This is a genomic window from Corynebacterium sp. p3-SID1761 (assembly GCF_055862885.1).
In genome coordinates this window covers 85,554-105,382 of sequence record NZ_JBSQBJ010000005.1, presented here as the reverse complement: position 1 = coordinate 105,382, position 19,829 = coordinate 85,554, and the positions used below count along the sequence as shown (strand labels likewise).

The 19,829-nt window shown below is 58.7% G+C and carries 14 protein-coding genes and 1 tRNA gene; 9 read left to right on the top strand and 6 right to left on the bottom strand.

Going from position 1 to position 19,829, the window contains the following annotated elements:
• Window positions 1–108: 108 nt before the first annotated feature.
• The 3 genes from ACWXWJ_RS04600 to putP all read right to left on the bottom strand — a co-directional run bounded on the left by ACWXWJ_RS04600 (window position 109) and on the right by putP (window position 2,998).
• A complete protein-coding gene (locus ACWXWJ_RS04600; RefSeq protein ID WP_473963688.1) occupies window positions 109–594 on the bottom strand; it encodes a hypothetical protein in 486 nt (161 codons plus the stop codon).
• Between the two features lie 92 nt (window positions 595–686).
• Window positions 687–1,259 carry an HNH endonuclease family protein gene (locus tag ACWXWJ_RS04595; protein WP_473963687.1) on the bottom strand — a complete coding sequence of 191 codons (573 nt, stop codon included), beginning with the start codon at window positions 1,257–1,259 and terminating at the stop codon, window positions 687–689.
• A gap of 158 nt (window positions 1,260–1,417) precedes the next feature.
• Window positions 1,418–2,998 (bottom strand): sodium/proline symporter PutP, encoded by a 1,581-nt coding sequence (gene putP / locus ACWXWJ_RS04590; protein WP_293789734.1) that lies wholly within the window; start codon window positions 2,996–2,998, stop codon window positions 1,418–1,420.
• A 173-nt stretch (window positions 2,999–3,171) separates the two neighbouring features.
• Between putP and ACWXWJ_RS04585 the strand changes: the two genes are divergently transcribed.
• Genes ACWXWJ_RS04585 through ACWXWJ_RS04570 form a run of 4 tightly spaced genes read left to right on the top strand, consistent with a single transcriptional unit; the run spans window position 3,172 to window position 11,401 of the window.
• Entirely contained in the window at window positions 3,172–6,288 is a 3,117-nt protein-coding gene (locus ACWXWJ_RS04585; RefSeq protein WP_473963686.1) for a DEAD/DEAH box helicase, read from the top strand.
• 52 nt (window positions 6,289–6,340) lie between these two features.
• Complete coding sequence (locus ACWXWJ_RS04580; RefSeq protein WP_473963685.1) at window positions 6,341–7,297, top strand: SWIM zinc finger family protein; 957 nt, start codon at window positions 6,341–6,343, stop codon at window positions 7,295–7,297.
• A gap of 35 nt (window positions 7,298–7,332) precedes the next feature.
• Window positions 7,333–8,601: a metallophosphoesterase family protein gene (locus tag ACWXWJ_RS04575; RefSeq protein ID WP_473963684.1), complete on the top strand. Its 1,269-nt coding sequence runs from the start codon at window positions 7,333–7,335 to the stop codon at window positions 8,599–8,601.
• A gap of 22 nt (window positions 8,602–8,623) precedes the next feature.
• Window positions 8,624–11,401 (top strand): ATP-binding protein, encoded by a 2,778-nt coding sequence (locus ACWXWJ_RS04570; RefSeq protein ID WP_473963683.1) that lies wholly within the window; start codon window positions 8,624–8,626, stop codon window positions 11,399–11,401.
• A 5-nt stretch (window positions 11,402–11,406) separates the two neighbouring features.
• Here ACWXWJ_RS04570 and ACWXWJ_RS04565 read toward each other — a convergent pair whose 3' ends face one another.
• Together ACWXWJ_RS04565 and ACWXWJ_RS04560 are read right to left on the bottom strand one after the other, a co-directional pair.
• Window positions 11,407–11,895 carry a hypothetical protein gene (locus tag ACWXWJ_RS04565; protein ID WP_448307497.1) on the bottom strand — a complete coding sequence of 163 codons (489 nt, stop codon included), beginning with the start codon at window positions 11,893–11,895 and terminating at the stop codon, window positions 11,407–11,409.
• Between the two features lie 197 nt (window positions 11,896–12,092).
• Window positions 12,093–12,165: transfer RNA gene (locus tag ACWXWJ_RS04560), tRNA-Arg, on the bottom strand.
• A gap of 128 nt (window positions 12,166–12,293) precedes the next feature.
• Between ACWXWJ_RS04560 and argS the strand changes: the two genes are divergently transcribed.
• From argS to thrB, 5 genes are all read left to right on the top strand, one after another.
• On the top strand, window positions 12,294–13,964 hold the full coding sequence (gene argS, locus ACWXWJ_RS04555) for an arginine--tRNA ligase (protein WP_448307498.1): 1,671 nt from the start codon (window positions 12,294–12,296) through the stop codon (window positions 13,962–13,964).
• Between the two features lie 131 nt (window positions 13,965–14,095).
• Window positions 14,096–15,511: a diaminopimelate decarboxylase gene (gene lysA, locus ACWXWJ_RS04550; protein ID WP_473963693.1), complete on the top strand. Its 1,416-nt coding sequence runs from the start codon at window positions 14,096–14,098 to the stop codon at window positions 15,509–15,511.
• Window positions 15,512–15,634: 123 nt separating this feature from the next.
• Window positions 15,635–16,960, top strand: coding sequence for a homoserine dehydrogenase (locus ACWXWJ_RS04545; protein ID WP_448307499.1), 1,326 nt, complete (start codon window positions 15,635–15,637; stop codon window positions 16,958–16,960).
• A 151-nt stretch (window positions 16,961–17,111) separates the two neighbouring features.
• Window positions 17,112–18,185 carry a threonine synthase gene (gene thrC / locus ACWXWJ_RS04540; RefSeq protein WP_473963682.1) on the top strand — a complete coding sequence of 358 codons (1,074 nt, stop codon included), beginning with the start codon at window positions 17,112–17,114 and terminating at the stop codon, window positions 18,183–18,185.
• Window positions 18,185–19,111, top strand: a complete 927-nt coding sequence (gene thrB, locus ACWXWJ_RS04535; protein ID WP_293789754.1) for a homoserine kinase — start codon at window positions 18,185–18,187, stop codon at window positions 19,109–19,111. Before thrC ends, thrB begins: the two co-directional genes overlap by 1 nt.
• Here thrB and ACWXWJ_RS04530 read toward each other — a convergent pair.
• Entirely contained in the window at window positions 19,108–19,791 is a 684-nt protein-coding gene (locus tag ACWXWJ_RS04530; RefSeq protein WP_293789757.1) for a DedA family protein, read from the bottom strand. The genes thrB and ACWXWJ_RS04530 overlap by 4 nt on opposite strands.
• Window positions 19,792–19,829 lie beyond the last annotated feature (38 nt).

Here is a 19,829-nt window from a genome sequence, read left to right as displayed (position 1 = left end):
CGCGATTCGTGTCTGCGCAGTCTGTCTACAGCGCCGGATAGCTATACAAAAATCCCGCGCAGGTTGCCTGAAAAGCATCTGCGCGGGATTTTTTGAAACCCTTGGGGTTTAGAAGAACATCAGGATCGCTGTGATTAGCCACAGCAGGTTGAAGATGCCGGCGAACATAGCAGCCTGTCCTGGGATCTTAGAGGCGTCTGCCTTAGTTGCCTTGGCAGTCTCAGCCTCGGAGGCAGGGGCGTCGCCAGCCTCCACAGCGTTCAAGACCACCAAACCCTGGCGCTGGCGGGGGATAACCAGGGTAATCAGCACACCCCAGGCGATAATGGCCAAAAGTAGGGCGAAGTGCAGTGCATGGTTCTTCATCGCACCATCGACAGTGAAGAATGCGACCAAGCCCAGCACCGGGACCAGCAAGGAAACAAAGCCATAAGAGCGGGTGATGCGGTGCACCAGGCGCAGCGCGCCGACGGCCGCGGGATCACCGGATTGTGCCTTGCGGAACTGGGGCGCGTACATGGAGGAAGCAATCGCTACGGGGCCGATCAGCAGGATCGCTGTCAGAACGTGAAGTGCAACAATAAGGGTAGACATGCCTCCTACTCTGGCAGATTGATTGGTGACTTGTCACTTTGACGGGCCTTTTGAAAGTGCCTTAGCCTAAAATCTTTGTTCGCTGATGTGGACTACAAGTCACAGGCATCTCGGGCGGCTTGCAAATCCGCCACAGTCATCGCAAGACCATATTCACCGATCACCCGAATAAAGCGTGCACAGTAGCCACATTGATTCACCGGAGGCAGCCATTCGCTCAAGGTCGAGTCTGACTTTTCCCGGTTGACCTCGGACGCTGTGAGTACCAGGTTGCGCAACGTATCGTTCGCAAATTCTCGGCGACGTGCGTCCGGCCATGCATAAGCGCCCAGATCCCATGCAGCAGCCAGCGGAACGATATGGTCGACATCGACGTTATGGCGGTTCATCGTGCGGTGCGTATAGGGATCGACGCCCCCTTGCTCCATTGCCCCGTCTCTTCCGCGAGTACTCGCACACCCTCCAGTAGAGCCCCCGAATGCTTGCACCAGCAACAGGTGCCGCGTATCGCAAGTGCCAAGTTCGGTGACCTGCATCCCCCAGCCATCGCCGAAGCGATCGCGAGAATATCCCAGTACCCGTGGTCGGGCGGGGATCTGGTGAATGTGTTGTAGGTACTCTGCGACGGTGCGCTGATCCTGCGGGCGGGAAGAATGTGGCGTCACCACCCAATAAACCCCAAATAGCAGTACAACCAGAAATAAGCAGTAGGAGGTGAAAGGGGAAGGGTGGAGGGAGTAAAAGAAAAAGCGCCGCATGCAGCTTTATACTGCAGCGACGCTAGAAAGGTTCGCCCCTATTTTGGGCGGTTAGCCTGCGAAGGCTACTTGGCGGCAACCTCTGCGGCTTCCTCGAAGTCGATATCCTTCTTGGCAGCAACCTTGGACAGCTTGATTGCTTGGTCGAAGGTATCGGTGATTTCCTTGGACGGAGCCTTGGTCATCAGGGTTACGGCGACCATGACGATCACGTTCAGGATAACGCCCGGAATCATCTCGTACAGGTCGAATGGCTTGTCGATGACGCCGAACTGTGGCAGGCCACCCCAGAGGAAGGCGACGATTGCACCAGTGACCAGGCCAGCGGCTGCACCTGCGGCGTTCAGGCGACGCCAGAACAGTGCACCCAGGATGACCGGGCCGAAGGAAGCGCCGAAGCCAGCCCAGGCGAACTCGACGAGACCCAAAATTCCGGAGTCCGGGCTCAGTGCAATCAATGCAGCCAGCAGGGCAACAACCAGCACGGCGATGCGGGAGAGGTTCTTCAGGGACTGGTCGGAGGCGTTCTTGTTGATAAGGCCGTTGTAGATGTCCTCGATCAGAGCGGAGGACACAACCAGCAGCTGGGAGGAAATCGTGGACATGATCGCGGCCAGCACGGCGGTCAGGATCAGGCCTGCGAGCAGTGGGTGGAACAGGATGCGACCCATGTCCAGGAAGATCGTCTCGAAGTTCTCCTGGTCAGTGATTGCGATGGAAGGATCCATGCCGAAGAAAGCCGGGCCGATGATGGCAACCATGACGGTGCCGACCAGGCAGAGGAACATCCAGCCAACGCCGTAACGCATACCTGCGCGAGCATCGGACGGGCCACGCAGTGCCATGAAGCGCACGATGATGTGTGGCTGGCCGAAGTAGCCCAGGCCCCATGCCAGGTTGGAGATGATGGTGACGAAGGATACGCCGGTGAACAGGGAGAACCAGTCGGGGTTGGGTTCGATGGACTCGAGACCATATGCGTTCTCAAGCTGGTAAGTCCAGATAGCGCCCGGGTCATCCATGTGCAGCAGCGCCATAATGGGCACCAGCAGCAGAGAGACGAACATGATGCAGCCCTGGACGGTATCAGTGAAGGACACAGCCAGGAAGCCGCCGACGAAGGTGTAGCCAACGGTGACGGCGGCGATGATGATCATGCCGGTCAAGTAGTCGCCCTCAAAGGTGGACTCGAAGTAGCGGCCACCGGCAACCATGCCGGAGGACACGTAGAAGGTGAAGAACACCAGGATGATGATGCCCGCAGCGATACGCAGGAAGTGGCTGCGATCGTGGAAGCGGTTCTCCAAGAAGGAGGGGATAGTGATCGAGTTATTCGCCACTTCCGTGTAGGAGCGCAGGCGAGGTGCGGTAATGATCCAGTTGACCGCAGCGCCGACGAGGAGGCCGATGGCCATCCACATCTCGGAGAATCCGAGCATGTACAGCGCGCCAGGCAGGCCCATAAGGAGCCAGCCGGACATGTCGGAGGCGCCAGCGGACAAGGCGGCAACGAAGGGGTGTAGGTTTCGTCCGCCGAGCATGTAGTCCTCGTACTCGTCGGTCTGGTTGAAACTATAAAGTCCAATCAGCAGCATGACGATCAGATAGATCACCATGGCTATGACAAACCATGTTTGGTCAGCCACGAACAGTCATCTCCTCAAGTTGAATGTATAAGTTCTATACGTCAGCTTTCGGGCTCTCTGTGCTCCGAAGTGTAGAAGGCGCGCGCAAGTGTGACGCGCACAACTCGACATCCACGTTAGCGGACGTAGTCGCGCTTCGAGGGGTGTCCGGCGTACATGGTAAAACTTCCAGCATGGGATTCACGCATCAAATGCACGTAGTTGCACCAACTTCAGGCGGGCTGTGGTTGTGGGTGGAGCGTGTCGAGGGGCATGGGGTGGTAATGGATATTGACGAGCTGGAAATGGGGGATCTACCAGCGGTTTGTATGGATATTCTGGGGATGCACCCCTGGCGTAATCGGGGAGGAATCTGGCTTTCTACGCCACGGGGAAGGGTGAAGGAATTGCCGGTACCCGCGGTAGCTTTGACCCCCGAAGAATCGGTCGCTCTAATGGGGCAGTTATGTGAATATGCGCATAAAAATGCAATCGAAGAAACTGCCTCTAAGGTCGGACTGATTGATGGGTTTGCCCCGGAGCTTAAATTCCTTATGAAACTCTGTGCTTTCGTTGAAGAAGCAGTGCTTGCCGGGCGTGTGATGATGCGCATGGAGCGCGTAGACGATCAGTGGTTCCCACGCTGGACTCTTTCGCCCGCCGGTGATCACATGCGTGTGTTGCAGCAGTTCCGCGAACGCGTGCCCGGGGTGTTGACGCGCAACGGGGGAGAAGATGTGGTGGAGCGCCTGGCCGATGAGTTCGCCCACTGGATTGCCGTGGCACATTTGCGCCGCGAGCCCATGGAGTTCACGTCGGTTTTCGTGCGCGCCCTCGCTACGGGAACGGCAACTCGAAGAGGCGGAGCCAGCACCGTAGCCAGCCTGGGACAGTGGCGGCGGGAAGCGGAGGCGGAGGCTGGACAATTGCTGTTCTTGTTGTCGACCCCCTCCGAAGTGGAACAAACCGACGAGCAAAAGGGTGCGGGTGAGGACGATGTGACCGTAGCACCGTCGTGGTGGTTGCAAATAGCCCATTCGATGAATGGTGGCCCTGCTGAGCCAATCAACCCTGCCACTGTGGGCGAAGAGTTAAAAGTAAGGATCATCCGCGGTCTCAATCGTGCCGGAGATGTATGGCCGGATTTCGAACCGCATCTGCGCAGTCTCCTGGCATGGCTCAACATGGGCGCGAATCCGCAGGGGCGGAGATGGTGGCGTCCAGAAGAGCTGCCGAGCGAACAGCCGACCTTGGGGACGAGTCTGGAGATCTCCGAGCTGGCAAGCTTCCTGGAGCACGGGGCGGCGGCGCTGCGTAAGGCTGGGTTCGGGGTGATGATTCCACGCGGGTGGGGCAAAGTGCGACCGCGGGTCAAGGCTAAAGCCACGCCGGTTGGCCAGGGGCCGGGTGCTGGCAAGCTAGGCATGGATCAGCTGATGAACTTCTCGTGGGAGGTCAGCCTGGGTAACGCTGATGGCGCTGACGGTGCCGGCGAGGGGCTCGACGAGGCGACGCGCCAAGAGCTGCTGAACGCGGCTGAGGCGATTGTGCGCATCAACGGCGAGTACGTATTCCTAGATCAGGAATCCCTCGTGGCTGCGCGCAAGTGGTTTGCACAGGTTACGAAACAGCAGGATAAAAAGGAAAAAGCTGTTGGAGATGTCACTGTGAGCGTGCGTGACATCCTAGAAGCCGATCTGCTGAGCGCCGCTGAGATAGTGGATGCTGACCACGAGTTTCGCGTGGAAGCCGACGGATGGGTCGCAAGGCTGCTGGACGGTGAAGCGCAGTTGGATCCGCCTGAGCCCGTAGACGTGCCTGCCGCTGTAAAGACCACACTGCGCGACCATCAACGACGGGGCTTGAACTGGTTGGCTTGGATGCACCGCCACCGCATCGGCGCGATTCTGGCCGATGATATGGGCTTGGGAAAGACTCTGCAGGTGCTGGCACTACTGGCATGGGAGCGCGAGGCTGGCGATTGTGAAGGCCCCACCTTAGTCGTGGCACCCACCACAGTTGTGGAAGCCTGGCGTGCGGAGGCTGCATTGCATGTGCCGGGTCTGGAGGTCTTAGTCGATCACGGTTCGGGGTTGTTGGACGATAAAGAATTTGGTGACGCCACAATCCAAGGGCTGGAAGGCGGAATGAAGCGACCGGATCTGGTGGTGACAACTTACGGTCGAGTGGCGCGCAATACCGCCCGATACCAGCAGGTTCAGTGGGGCAGGGTGGTAGCCGACGAGGCACAATCGATCAAGAACCCGGCGACAAAACAGTCCCGGGCAGTGCGCTCCCTGCCAGCGGCCACGCATATTGCGCTAACGGGTACGCCGGTGGAGAACCGGTTGAGTGATCTGTACGCGATCATGGATTTCGCGAATCCCGGAATCTTCGGATCCGCAGCGGCATTTCAAAATCGCCTGGCTATACCCATCGAGCGCTATGGAGATGACGAAGCGAAGCGCAGGCTACGAGGCTTGGTTCAGCCGTTTATCTTGCGTCGGTTGAAGGACGATGCGGCGATTGGGCTGGATTTGCCGGAGAAGCAAGACATTGTGGAGCGCGTTCCCCTTTCCAGGGAGCAGGCTGCGCTATACGAGTCGTTCATTAAGGATATGGAGATGCGCCTGCAGCTACCCGGTGGCAAACGGCGCGCGAATATCCTGGGGGCGCTGGTGAAGATCAAACAGATTTGTAACCATCCGGCACACTACGCAGGCGACGGGTCGGGGATCCTGGCCGAGGGGAAACATCGCTCGGCGAAGATCGAGCGCATCTTTGAAATCACCGACAATGCCCTAGAAGAAGGCAAAAAGGTGCTGATGTTCACGCAGTTCCCGACGTTTGGAAAGATGCTAGCACCAGAGCTGGAGGCCACCTTTGGTGTGGAGGTACCCGTGCTGCACGGCGGGCTGTCGCGCACACAGCGCACGCGGATGGTTCACGATTTCCAGAGTGCGGACGGACCGCCGATTATGATCCTTTCGGTGCGGGCAGGCGGCACCGGCATCACGCTGACCGAGGCGTCGGTGGTGATCCATATCGATCGCTGGTGGAACCCAGCCGTTGAGGATCAGGCCACCGACCGTGCCTACCGAATTGGACAGAACAAGTCCGTGGAGGTTTATAAGCTGGTGGTACAGGGCACCATCGACGAGAGAATCCACGACATTATTATGAGCAAACGCGAGCTGGCGGGCGATATCGTCGGCGCAGGCGAGGGCTGGATCGCCAATCTTGGCGATGCCGAGCTGAGCGAACTGCTTCAGCTGCGCGAGTCCACCCAGCTGGAGGAAAACGATGGTTAGCAAACCACCGAGAAGGCGCTCACGCACAGACGCGACATGGGGCGAAAATGTGGTGCTCGCCGATTTTGGGGCTAAGCGACGCCAGGAGATGGACCGGCTGCGGGATGCCCATGGCACGCATATTCGTGGGGAAGATAGCTGGGCAAGCTCGCAGTTAATGGAGGCTGTATCGAAAGCTACGGACTCGGGGCGCTTGGCGCGTGGCCGGGAATACTTCCGGGGTGGCAAGGTACTGAGCGTGGAGTTTGCCGAGAACGTGGTTGCCGGCCTTGTTGACGGTTCTCAGCTGGAGCCTTTTGAAACTTCGATTCACCTGCGCAAACTCACGGATCGGCAGCGGGACTTCGTATACGATGAGATGCTTTCCGATAGCTCGCATATTCGTTCCATCCTGGACGGTGGCGCGCCGGGTATGGATGTGGCTTCAGTGCTATTGCATCCCGGGCATGTCAATCGAGTGAGCTGTACATGCCCGGATAAGTCCGCGATCTGCAAGCACGTGGTGGCATTGGCTTATTCTGCTGCGGAGCGACTGGAAAAGGACCCCAGTATTCTGCTGCGATGGCGGGGGCTGAATGCGCAGGAGCTGCTGCGCCCGGTGCAGGGCTGGAGCAACGGGGGTGTGGGGGCGTCGCCACGAAAGCAGCCTCAGGCGCGCAATGCCGGAACGGTGCGGGAACAACAGTCAGAACAGGTGGACTCGGCAGAGTTTTGGGGCACCGCGGCAGAGCCGGTCGATTGGGAGCCGTTGAGTTGGGAATCCGGGTTGGAACAGGGGGACCAGAAGGCGCTGAATGAGGCTATGCGTTCGGTCGCGTGGCATGCGGTGGATCAGCTCAAAGCGACGCATGAGCTGGAAGTTTGTTTTGAAACTCTCGAGAAATCCGAACCTATGTTCTATTATAAAACTAGGTTGTCCGACATGGCTGATAGAACTACGGGCGAGGCAAGTGACAGAGCGACGGATCACGCAGCGGAACGAACAAACGGCGAAATAGATCGCGATTAAAGCGACGAGATCGGGAAGAACAGGTAGCGGAAGACATGGCACAACCAATGACGGCAATGTCCGCGCACCGGGCGCGGATTATGCACACGTCGGACTGGCAACTGGGGATGCAGAGGCATTACTTAAGTGCTGAGGCGCAGTCGCGTTTTGATGAATCGCGGCTATCTACGATTGAGAAGCTGCTAGAGCTCGCACGGGAAAAGGAATGCGACGCAGTAGTGGTAGCAGGCGATGTTTTTGACAATAACTTGCTGAAACCAGAAATCTACGGTCGAGCCATCGACGTGTTGAAAGGCTCAGCGGTACCCGTTTTTCTACTGCCTGGTAACCACGATCCGCTGGACGCGGCGAGCGTGTACCACAGGGAGGAATTCGACGAGTTGACGAACGTTTTCGTCCTCAAGGACACACAGCCAATTGCGGTGCCGAACTCCGACGGAGCCCGCGAGGGGAGTGCGACCTTAGAAATCGTGGGAGCGCCGCTGCAGGGGAAAAGCGCAGAACAGGATCTGGTTGCAGCCGCTCTGAGCGGGCTAGAGCCGATAGAGGGGGCAGGCATTCGAGTACTGGTCGGGCATGGTGGGGTGAGCTCTTTTGGTGAAAAAGACGATCTCGACTGCATCGACGTGGACAATGCAGCCCAGGCCTGCCGTGATCGCAAAGTGGATTATGTGGCGCTAGGAGATACGCACTCGACGATGCCGCTAGATGCAGACGGCACCCAGGCACGAGTGTGGTACTCCGGTGCGCACGAGGCCACGGCTTTCGTTGATGAGGACGGCCGAGGTGAATCGAACTCTGGCAACGTGCTGGTGGTGGACATTGCAGTGGATCCGGCGCGCCCCGAGCAGCAGGCACAGGTGCAGGTTGAAGAGATTCCGGTGGGAGGGTGGACGTTGAGGGCTGTGGCCGCGACAGTGAACTCAACGGAGGATATCGATGAATTCCTGGGGCGGTTGGAAGCTATCGAGGCCAAGCGCACCACCGTTATCAAATACTCGCTGGAGGGGATGCTATCCGTTCACGATGCTGCTTACTTGGATGAACGAGTAGCCAAACTTAAGCCGACCTTCGCAGCTCTATATGAACGCGATCGGTTAATGGATGTGCACGTTATTCCCGATGAGGATGAGCTATCTGAAGGGCTGCTGGGTCAGGGCTTTATTGGTGAGGCAGCACATGAACTCAAGGCAATAGCCGAAATCAAGAGTAAGGATCCAGAGCAGGTGCGGAAATCCCAGTGTGCACAGGATGCACTGCGCTTGCTGGTGCGGCTGGCCAAGCACGCGGAGAAGGGCAACTAGGGGAGAGGAACGGTTTAGGAAGATGACAACTTCTAACCAGGCCAGCTTTGTCTTGGAAAGCCTGGAAGTCTACAACTTTGCAGGTATCAGCTCTGCCCATTTCACTCCTAAAGCGACGGGAGTGACCGTTGTTTACGGCAGTAACGAGGCCGGCAAATCCAGTTTGATGAATGCCTTTGGGTTGCTGCTTTCCGATTGGAAGGTTTCGACAGGTTCCAGGAAGGTTAGTGTCTTTTTCCCCGTAGGTGGAGGCTCAAAACCGAAAATCACCGCCCGCATGCGCCTTGGCGAGTACCAGGTGGAGTACACCAAGGACTTCGAGAAAAAGAAAACGAAGCTGGATGTGCTGCGTCCTTCCGTACGTAACTACGACGGTGTCGCTGCGATGGAAAAGTTCAACGCGCTACTAAACGAGAACATAGATTCTGCGCTGCGCGAGGCGCTGTTCGTCAGTCAGGGCGAACGCTTGGATGCCCTAGATTTCACTGCAATTCCCGCCCTTTCTTCAGCTCTTCGAACTGCCGGTGATCGCGCTGTGGGGGAAGGGAGTGAGGCTCATGACGCCACAGTAGGCGCCGTTGGTGGCATCCGTGAAGACGATCAGGGAGCAGCAGAGAGACTGGTTCGCCTGATCGACGAAGAGGACAGGAAGTTACGGGATCGGCGAAGCAATCGAAACTCCAGGGGAGAACTGGCGAAGGCCGAGGCGGAACTTGCTAGTGCGGAAGAAGCTCTGGCAACTGCGGAGAGTGATTACAACAACGCTCAAGGGACAATTCGCAACATTGAATCCCTGCAGACCCAGCGGGCGGAGGCGGAGGCCGACCTACCGGATGCACAGAAGGAGTACGACGAGTGCGTCCAGCGGCTGGAAGCCGCCAAGAAGGTTGCGGAGACTCTCCGCACCTTGGAAAACGAGTTGGATCTGAAACACGATCAGGTCGGGCGTTGGGACGACGCCTTCGAAGCTCGGGAAAATCTGAAGTCAGCGCTGGAGAAGCAGGAGCAGTCACTGAAGACGGCGACCGAGGAACTTGGCGGCGTCCAAAAGAAAGCCGACGAACAACAGGCTGAGCGCAATGAAGCCCAGAAGGCCTTCGATAGTGCCCATGTTGCCTATGCATTGGCGGATAAGCGTGCCAAGCTGGCTGCTGCGCTGAAGAAAGAAGCGGAGGTGCAGGAGCAGCTGGATGGCGCTGCAGAGGAACGCGATGATGCCATCGAGCTGGACTCCAAGGTCACGGAGCTGGCACAGAAGGTAGATCGCGACCCCGCAACGCCCAAGGCGGAGCAGAGGATTCGTGAAGCGATCTCGGATCTAGAAGCACAGATCAAGATTCGCGATGTCGGAGCGACTGCCGTGCACATTACCGGGCCGATCGGAGGCACGGTCGTGGATGATGGGGTGGAAAGGGTACTGGGGGACGGTGGTCTGGAAAAGAAAGTCACCACCGAATGGACGGTGGGGCTGGGTGAATACCAAGTATGTGTGACTCCAGCGCAGGATTCCAGCAACCTCGACTTGAAGGTCACCGAGGCGCTACAGAAGGTCAATGCGGAGCTTTCATCAGTTGGGCGCGAGCACATCGATCTGGAGGACTCCCGCGCTGAAGTTTTGGAGGAATTCGGACGCGCTGTGCGAGCACGTAACGAGGAGGAGGAGAACCTGCGTGACCTGCGAGCCAGTCTCAAGGCCACTCTTGGCAAGCGCTCGATGTCTGACCTCAACAGTCTGGTAAGTAGCCTTACTGCCGAACTGGAAGACCTACGGAAGAGCTGCGGTAGCTTGCGAAGTGACGCCAATGCGGAGCCTGATGGGACTATCGACGATGCGGAAGCCACCGCTGCCTTGGAGGTAGCGACCCGGGATCGCGATGCGGCCAGTGAGCGGCTACTTTCACTGCAAAACAGTGACGCAATCGAGCGGAAAATCCAACATGAGGCGAAGGTTGAGAGCCTGCAGCAGCAGTTGGATGCGACATCGAAGAATCTGGAGGCGGCTCGTCAACGTCACTCCGATGAAGACCTACGCACGAAACGAACGCAGGCAATTGCGGCCGTGGAAGTGGCGCGCTCGGAATTGGAATCAAAGCGCCGAGAAGTGGGAGAGCTTGGGGACGTTACGGATGCGCAGGCAAGCCTCGACGGGGCACAAAGCCGGCTGAATATGCTCAGTCAGCAAATGCAGGAATGCCGTGTGAATATCGCTGCAATGAATGCGAAGCTTGGACAGGCTCGGGGCTCTGCAGATACGAAGGAGCGAGCAGAAACGGAGGTGAAGCGCCTTAAGGGTGTGGTTACTAGATTGCGCAGGCAAGCGGATGCTGCGGAGCTGTTGCACGAGGTGGTTCAGGCATCGCGGAAGCGGATGCAGGAGAAGTACTCCGAGCCTTATCGAAAGGCTCTGAATAAGCTTTCTGGGATGGTCTTCGGCAGCGATGTGGATCTGGATGTGGACGAGAAGTTCCAAGTTTCAAGCCGCGCAATCGGCAGTGTGCGTCTGGACAAAGAACAGCTCTCTGGAGGTGCACAGGAGCAGGTGGAGATTCTGCAGCTCCTCGCGATTGCCCGGCTGGTGGGTCACGATGGCAGCGGTGTGCCGATCTTCCTGGACGACGTTCTGGGGTTCAGCGATACTGATCGGTCGAAGAGTATGAACAAGGTGCTCGGTGCGCTGGGTAGGGACAATCAGATCATCGTGCTGACTTGTGACGAGGATCGATTCTCGCGGATTCCAAACGTGAATTTTCAGAGTATCGAGAGCGTAAAGAACTCAGGATCGGGAGCTTCTGAAGCTTAATTCTCTCAGTAGCCTTCCTCGTACCCGTAGTCGTAGTCCTGTGCGTCGCTATAGCCATCGTTGTAGCCCTCGTAATAGGAATCGCCTGGGGCGGGAGCCGGCTCGGCGGGACGAGCGGCCATCATTTTGTTGGCACAGGTCTGAGTCCAACCTGACGTCCCATCGGTAAAGAATGTTGTGCCAGTTTCGTGAAGTGAGGGATCGCCACAGGATGCGATTGTCTTGTTCATTACTGAAGGGGCAGCCTGACCTGGAGCTTCAGTGTGCCCAATGACAGCCTCACCGTTCGTGGTCGTCTTTTGCTGTGGACCGCCCGGAGTGGGGGTGGGGGATTTAGCTTCTGAGCTCTTCGTTTTGGACGTACTTGTCGTGGTTTCTGGGGACGCAGTTACGGTAGTGGTCTGCACATCCCCTGAGTCATCCCCGCCGGAACCACAACCACACAGGGCAAGGACGGATGTTAAAACCAGAGCGAAAGTACTCGCGCGGCGCATGGTCGATCTCCTTGAGAAATAAAAAGAATTTTCTTAAGAATACCCAGCATGCGGATCATCGTGGCCATATCCTCGCCGGAGTTAAAGCCATGACGCTGCCCCGGTTAAAGCGGAAAACGTAACTTCCTCCACTAGGGCAATCCAAAAGCAAAAGCCTCGGAACAAAATCAAAAGCGATGTCCCGAGGCTTTACAACGTGCCCTCGGCGAGATTCGAACTCACGACCCCTGGTACCGGAAACCAGTGCTCTATCCCCTGAGCTACGAAGGCGTCGTATTGGCGGTTCACTTTAAGTTCACGTCAATACGGGTTGAAAGTCTAGCACTGCAATAGGGCAGTAGTTTAATCACCTCCACCACTGCGTGAGCGGCTCGACTCCACTGCTAGTGTTTAATGCTGTGACTCCTGCTGAATTGTCTGAACTGATTACCGAAACTGCCCGCACGACCCTGGATGCCCACGGCCTGGATTCTTCCGTGGTGCCGGAAGGCGCTACCGTGGAACGCCCACGCAACCCGGAGCACGGCGACTACGCAACGAACATCGCTATGCAGGTCGCCAAAAAGGCCGGTACGAACCCTCGTGAGCTCGGTACCTGGCTCGCGGAATCCCTCGCCGGCCACGACGGTATCGACGAGGCCACCGTTGCAGGCCCAGGCTTTATCAACATTCGCCTGGCCGCTGCTGCACAAGGCAAGATTGTCGAGCAGATCCTCGCTAGCGGTGCAGATTTCGGCCACGGCGATGAGTTCGCCGGAACCGCCATCAACCTTGAATTCGTCTCTGCAAACCCAACTGGCCCCATCCACCTGGGTGGCACACGTTGGGCCGCCGTGGGCGATGCGCTGGGACGAGTGCTAACCGCCCGCGGCGCGAAAGTTACCCGCGAGTACTACTTCAACGACCACGGCGCACAGATCGACCGCTTTGCCCGCTCCCTGCTGGCCGCCGCCAAGGGCGAACCTACCCCGGAAGACGGATACGGCGGCGACTACATTCAGGACATTGCCTCGCAGATCGTGGAGAAAAACCCCGACTGGCAGCAGCTCAGCGCAGAGGACGCACAGGAGCTATTCCGCTCCCAGGGCGTGGACCTGATGTTTGCCCATATCAAGCGCACCCTGGCGGAGTTCGGTACGGAGTTCGACGTGTACTTCCACGAAAACTCCCTGTTCGAGTCCGGCGCCGTCGAAGCGGCGATCCAGAAGATCAAGGACAACGGCAACCTTTATGAAGCCGACGGTGCCTGGTGGCTGCGCTCCACCAACTTCGGCGACGACAAGGATCGCGTGGTCATCAAGTCCGACGGCAACGCGGCCTACATCGCCGGTGATATCGCTTACGTGGCCGACAAGTTCGACCGTGGCCATAATCTATGCATCTACATGCTCGGCGCCGACCACCACGGTTATATCGCCCGTCTCCGCGCAGCAGCTGCCGCCATGGGCTACGACCCGGAGCAGGTCGAGGTGCTCATCGGTCAGCTGGTAAACCTCGTCAAGGATGGAAAGGCAGTGCGTATGTCGAAGCGTGCTGGCACTGTCATCACCTTGGACGACCTTGTGGAGGCCATCGGCGTGGATGCCGCCCGCTATGCGCTGATCCGCAGCTCCGTCGATTCTTCTTTGGATATCGATATGGATCTGTGGGCTTCGCAGTCCAACGACAACCCGGTGTTCTATGTCCAGTATGCACACGCTCGCTTGTGCTCCCTGGGACGCAAGGCAGCGGATCTCGGCGTCACCCGTGAAGGCGCCGATCTAGCCCTACTAACGCACGACCGCGAGGGCGACCTCATCCGTACCTTGGGTGAGTTCCCGGCCGTCGTGAAGACCGCTGCGGAACTGCGCGAACCCCACCGTGTGGCCCGCTACGCGGAGGCGCTGGCCGGAGCATTCCACCGCTTCTACGACGCTTGCCAGATCTTGCCGAAACCCAGCGACGACGAGCAGACCGTTGCAGAGAACAAGGCGTTGTTCGCCGCTCGCCTCTCCCTGGCCTCTGCGGCTCGCCAGACTCTCGCCAACGCGCTGGAGCTGCTCGGTGTGTCTGCCCCGGAGCGCATGTAGACCAGAGCGCACTGAGGACGGCTGCCTCCTTTTTGACGCCCTCACGTCAGCACCCAACACACACTCAACTCACCTAGGAGAATCCTTTGGATCCGGAGACTCACCTGAACTCCACACGACTGCGCCGTCGCATCGCCAACACCGCGGAGTTCAACGCGATCCCAGCGCACGTCTACCCGCAGACCCTTCGCCGCGAGACGGCGGGGGAGCGGGCAGGCGAGGTCACCATCGGTGGCGTGCCGATTACCGATATCGCGGAAACCTTCGGTACTCCGGCTTTCGTGATGGACGAGGAAGACTTCCGCACCCGCTGTCGCCGCTTGGCCAAGGCATTCGGCGGAGGGCGCTTCGTCCACTACGCGTCCAAGGCGTTCCTGTCGAAGACGGTCGCCCGCTGGGTGATGGATGAGGGGCTGTCCCTCGACGTCGCCTCTTTAGGCGAGCTCCAGGTGGCACTGGCTGCGGGCTTCCCAGCTGAACGCATCACTGTCCACGGCAACAACAAGTCCCCGGAGTTTCTGCGACTTGCGGTTTCCGAAGGTGCGGAGCTGATCGTCGTAGACTCACTACAAGAAATCGAGTCCTTGTCCGCCGTTGCAGGCGAACTGGGCAAGGCCCAGGACGTACTAGTACGCGTAACTCCGGGTGTGCACGTCGATACCCACGAGTTCATCGCCACTAGTCACGAGGATCAGAAGTTCGGGTTCTCTCTTGCCTCCGGCGCGGCTCACCATGCGGCCATGGCCTGCCATACCGCCGACGGCGTGCGCCTGCGCGGCCTGCACTGCCATGTAGGCTCTCAGGTTTTTGAAGCCGCTGGTTTCGCTCTGGCCGCCGAGCGCCTTTTGGGGCTGTGGAAGCAGCTTTTGGATTCCATTAAGACCTTGCACGACGATCATGCTGTCGACCCGTCGCGCGGTGTGGGGGTCGTGGGGTCGGACGCCCCAACGGTGCTGGATACCCTTGATCTCGGTGGTGGCTACGGTATCGCCTATATGCCGGATCATGAGGCTCTCGACGTTGAAGAGGTGGCGTCCGAGCTTAAGAGCAAGGTGCGCGAAGCGGCGAAGTCGGCCGGTGTGCCCGAACCGACCCTTAACGTGGAGCCGGGACGCGCGATCGCCGGACCGTCGATGATTACCCTTTACCGCGTGGGCACGGTGAAGGATGTTGAGGTGGCGGACGGGATTTCTCGTCGTTATATCTCCGTCGACGGTGGCATGAGCGATAACATCCGTCCGGCCCTGTACCAGGCCGAATATGATTGCCGCGTGGCGAACCGGGAGGTCGCGGGGGAGTTGTTGCCGACGCGTATCGTGGGCTCTCACTGTGAATCCGGCGATGTGTTGGTCAATGACGCTTTGGTGCCAGAGGATGTGCGCCCCGGTGACCTGCTGATGATCGGTGCAACGGGAGCTTATTGTTATGCGATGGCCTCCCGCTACAACATGATGACCCGGCCCCCGGTGGTACGGGTTGCAGACGGTGAAGCGCGTTTGATGATTCGTCGTGAAACCATTGATGACGTGCTGTCTTTGGAGGAGTAGACCCCCTCTAAGAGAGGTAAAATAGGGGTAATGGACAGCTTTGTCTAGTCGCGCGGTAGATTGGTGCGATAACCTAAGGAAAATTACCGACAGAACTCGATTGAGACCCCGCAAAGGAGCGACATGACCGAGCAGAAATTCAAGCCAGGCAAGGGAATTGGCGAGACCGTTGGTGTGGCTCTGCTGGGCATGGGCACCGTCGGCGCCGAGGTACTACGTCTCTTGGAGGAGCGCGCTGATGAGTTCGCCGAACGCATTGGTGGAAAGCTGGAAGTACGTGGCATCGCTGTCAGCGACCTAGCCAAGCCGCGCCCGGGTGTAGATCCGGAAAAGCTAACCGATGATGCACTCTCCCTCGTTGACCGTGAGGACATCGATCTCGTCATCGAGGTAATTGGCGGCATTGAATATCCGCGCAAGGTAGTGCTGGCAGCGCTGCGCGCCGGTAAGTCCGTGGTCACCGCAAACAAGGCTCTCATCGCCGCTCACGCCGATGAGCTCTCTGCCGCCGCAGACGAGTCCGGTGTGGATCTGTTCTTTGAAGCTGCCGTCGCCGCAGCCATCCCAGTGGTCGGCCCGCTGCGCCGCTCCCTGGCTGGCGACAAGGTTAACCAGGTCATGGGCATCGTCAACGGCACCACCAACTTCATCTTGGACGCAATGTACAGCCGCGGCGCCAGCTACGACGAGATGTTGGCGGAAGCCACGGAGCTGGGATATGCAGAAGCCGACCCGACTGCGGATGTCGACGGCTTCGATGCCGCCAGCAAGGCCGCTATCCTGGCTTCCCTGGCGTTCCACACCCGCGTCTCCGGTGAGGACGTGCATACGGAAGGTATCCGCAACATCACCGTTGCCGACATCGAAGCCGCAAAGGCTGCGAACTCCACCATCAAACTACTCGCCATCTGTGAGCGCCTCGTGGACGATCAAAACCAGGAATCTGTTTCCGCGCGCGTGTACCCCGCGCTTATCCCCATTTCGCACCCACTGTCCAGCGTTGCTGAGTCCTACAACGCAGTCTTCGTCGAGGCCGAGTCCGCTGGACGGCTGATGTTCTATGGCAACGGTGCCGGCGGTGGTCCGACTGCCTCGGCTGTATTGGGTGACGTTGTGGCCGTGGCTCGCAACATCGTGCTCGGTGGTCGTGGCCCAGGGGAGTCCACCTATGCCTCCCTGCCCATCGCTGATTTCGGTGAAGTTCGCACCCGTTACCACGTTGATATGCAGGTCGATGATCGTCTGGGTGTGCTGGCTGAGGTGGCCTCCGTGTTCTCTGACAAGGGCGTATCGCTGAAGACGGTGCGTCAAGAAGGGCTCAATAATGGTGCGCGTCTCGTTGTGATCACCCACAGCGCAAAGGAGCGCGACCTGGAGGAGACCGTTGCCAAGCTGAAGAAGTTGGAAGCGGTCAAGGCCATCGATTCTGTTATTCGCATGGAAGGCTAACCACAAGTCTGAAGCGCTAGCCCCTAGCGCTAACCCCAAACGCAGTGTCAAAAACCAAAGGTGTGCTTGCGCACGCCTTTGTGGCACTACAGTGGCAATAAAGTAGAGCTTCTAAAAGTAGCAACAACTGGGAAGAGACGACAGGGAACTCATGACTAACAAGGTTCTGAACCATTGGACCGGCCTGATCAACATGTATCGCGATCGGATGCCTTTCGCGAAGGACTGGGAGCCGGTGACCCTCAACGAAGGCGGCACCCCGCTACTGCGGGCGAACCACCTGTCGGAACTGACCGGCTGTGAAGTGTACCTGAAGATCGAAGGTGCCAACCCAACGGGTTCTTTCAAGGATCGTGGCATGACCGTTGCCGTGACCGATGCTTATCACAAGGGGCAGAAGGTCCTGATGTGCGCCTCGACAGGCAACACTTCCGCCTCCGCAGCCGCATACGCTGCCCGCGCTGGCCTCAAGTCCGCCGTGCTGATCCCCGAGGGCAAGATTGCCCAGGGCAAGCTGGCGCAGGCCGTGATGCACGGCGCGCAGATCATCCAGATCCGCGGCAACTTCGATGATTGCCTGGAGCTAGTTCGCAAGACGACCACCGAGTTCCCAGAGATCGCTCTGGTCAACTCTGTGAACCCGATGCGCATCGAGGGACAGAAGACCGCCTCGTTTGAAATCGTCGATTGCCTTGGTGACGCCCCCGATGTCCACTTCCTGCCGGTCGGCAACGCGGGCAACATCACCGCATATTGGAAGGGCTACACCGAGTATGCCGAGGACGGCGTTTCCACCCAACGCCCCGTGATGAAGGGCGTGCAGGCCGCAGGAGCCGCCCCGCTGGTGAAGGGCGAGCCAGTGCTGGAGCCGGAGACGATCGCAACCGCGATCCGCATCGGTAACCCGGCTTCCTGGCAGCAAGCAGTGGCAGCCAAGGAAGAATCGGGCGGCGATTTCCGCGCCCAGACCGATGAGCAGATTCTCGAGGCATATCGCCTGATCGCAGGCCGTGAGGGCATTTTCGTTGAGCCGGCTTCCGCTTCGTCCGTAGCGGGACTGTTGGATGCACATGCCAATGGTGAATTGACTGCTGGCCAGCGCATCGTGTGTACCGTCACCGGCCATGGCCTGAAGGATCCGACGACTGCTCTGTCCCAGATGCCGGATCCCACCGTCGCCGACGTAGATCCGCATGCCGTTGCAGATGCGCTGGGGCTGAAGTAATGGGCGTCGAAATCCCGGTTGGCCGCAAGGCCACCGTTAAGGTTCCCGCCTCTACCGCGAATCTGGGGCCAGGCTTTGACACGCTGGGCTTAGCTCTTGGACTATACGACTATGTGACCGCCGAGGTCATTGAGTCCGGCCTGGTCGTTGAGGTTACCGGCGAAGGCGAAGGCGAGGTGCCTTTAGATGAGCGCCACCTGGTCGTTCGTGCGCTCAGGGCGGCATTGAAGGAAGCGGACGTGACGGTTCCGGGGCTACGTGTGAGCTGCACTAACTCCATCCCACAGTCTCGCGGCTTGGGCTCCTCGGCCGCTGCCGCGACAGCTGGTGTGGCCGCAGCCAACGGTTTGGCTGGCTTTACCCTGGACGACAAAGCACAGGTGCAGATCGCTTCGACTTTTGAAGGGCACCCCGATAACGCGGGTGCTTCCGTGCTGGGTGCCGGTGTCGTCTCGTGGACGAATACTCCCATCGACGGGGTTTCTGCGCCGGAGTATCACGCCCGCCGAATCGACGTACACCCGGATATCAAGGCCACTGCGTTCATCCCGGATTTCCATGCGTCGACGGAGGCGATTCGTCGCGTCCTGCCGTCCGATATCAGCCACGTGGATGCTCGCTTCAATGTTTCTCGCACTGCAGTTATGACGGTCGCGCTGCGCGACGATCCGGAATTGCTGTGGGAGGGCACCCGTGACCGTATGCATCAGACGTACCGCGCCGAAGTGCTACCAGTGACCGCAGAGTGGGTGAACCGCCTGCGAAACCTGGGGTACCCGGCATTTCTTTCCGGTGCAGGCCCGACGATTCTGGTGCTCAGTACCGAGCGGGTGGATAACGCACTTGTGGAGGAAGCCCGGGGGCGTGGAATGAAGGTTCTAGAGCTAGATGTCGCTGGCCCAGTTGAGGTGGACGTTACCGGCTAGTCATTAGCCGGCGCCGGGGCGAGGGCAGCCTGCTTCTTGTCGCTACGGCTCTTTTGCACGACGCCAAACAGCGCCGGAACGATGGAGAACGCAACGATACCGAGGAAAATGGCCTCAATGTTGTTCCGCACGAACTCCACGCCGCCAAGCAGGGATCCCAGGTAGACGATGCCGCTGGCCCACAGCACACCGCCGATGATGTTGAAGACAATGAACGTCCGGTAGCGCATACCCGACATTCCAGCGACCAACGGGGCATAGGTTCGCACAAAGGGGACAAAGCGGCACAGGATGATTGTGATCGAACCGTACTTGGCGAAGAATTCCTCGGAGCGGTGTAGGTGCTCCTGCTTAAAGAAGCGTCCATCCTTGCGCTTGCGCAGTGCGGGGTGGAAGCGGTGGCCGATCCAATAGCCCACCTGATCACCTAAAATTGCTGCAATTGGGGTGATAAGCAGCACCTGCCAAAGTGGTGCAAAACCATCGGGCTGGCTGGCCAGCAACCCAGCGGTGAAAAGCAGAGAATCGCCCGGCAGGAATGGGAAAAACAAGCCAGATTCGATGAAGATAATCACAAAAATAGCGGGCAGGATTGCCGCGCCGAAGGGGCCGGAACCCGATAGCAAGTGCATCGGGTCGAGCCACTGTGGCCCTAGAGCCATCACAGTTACATCGGTCATGCAAAAAGACGCTACTCTATTTTTATCTGCAATAGTTA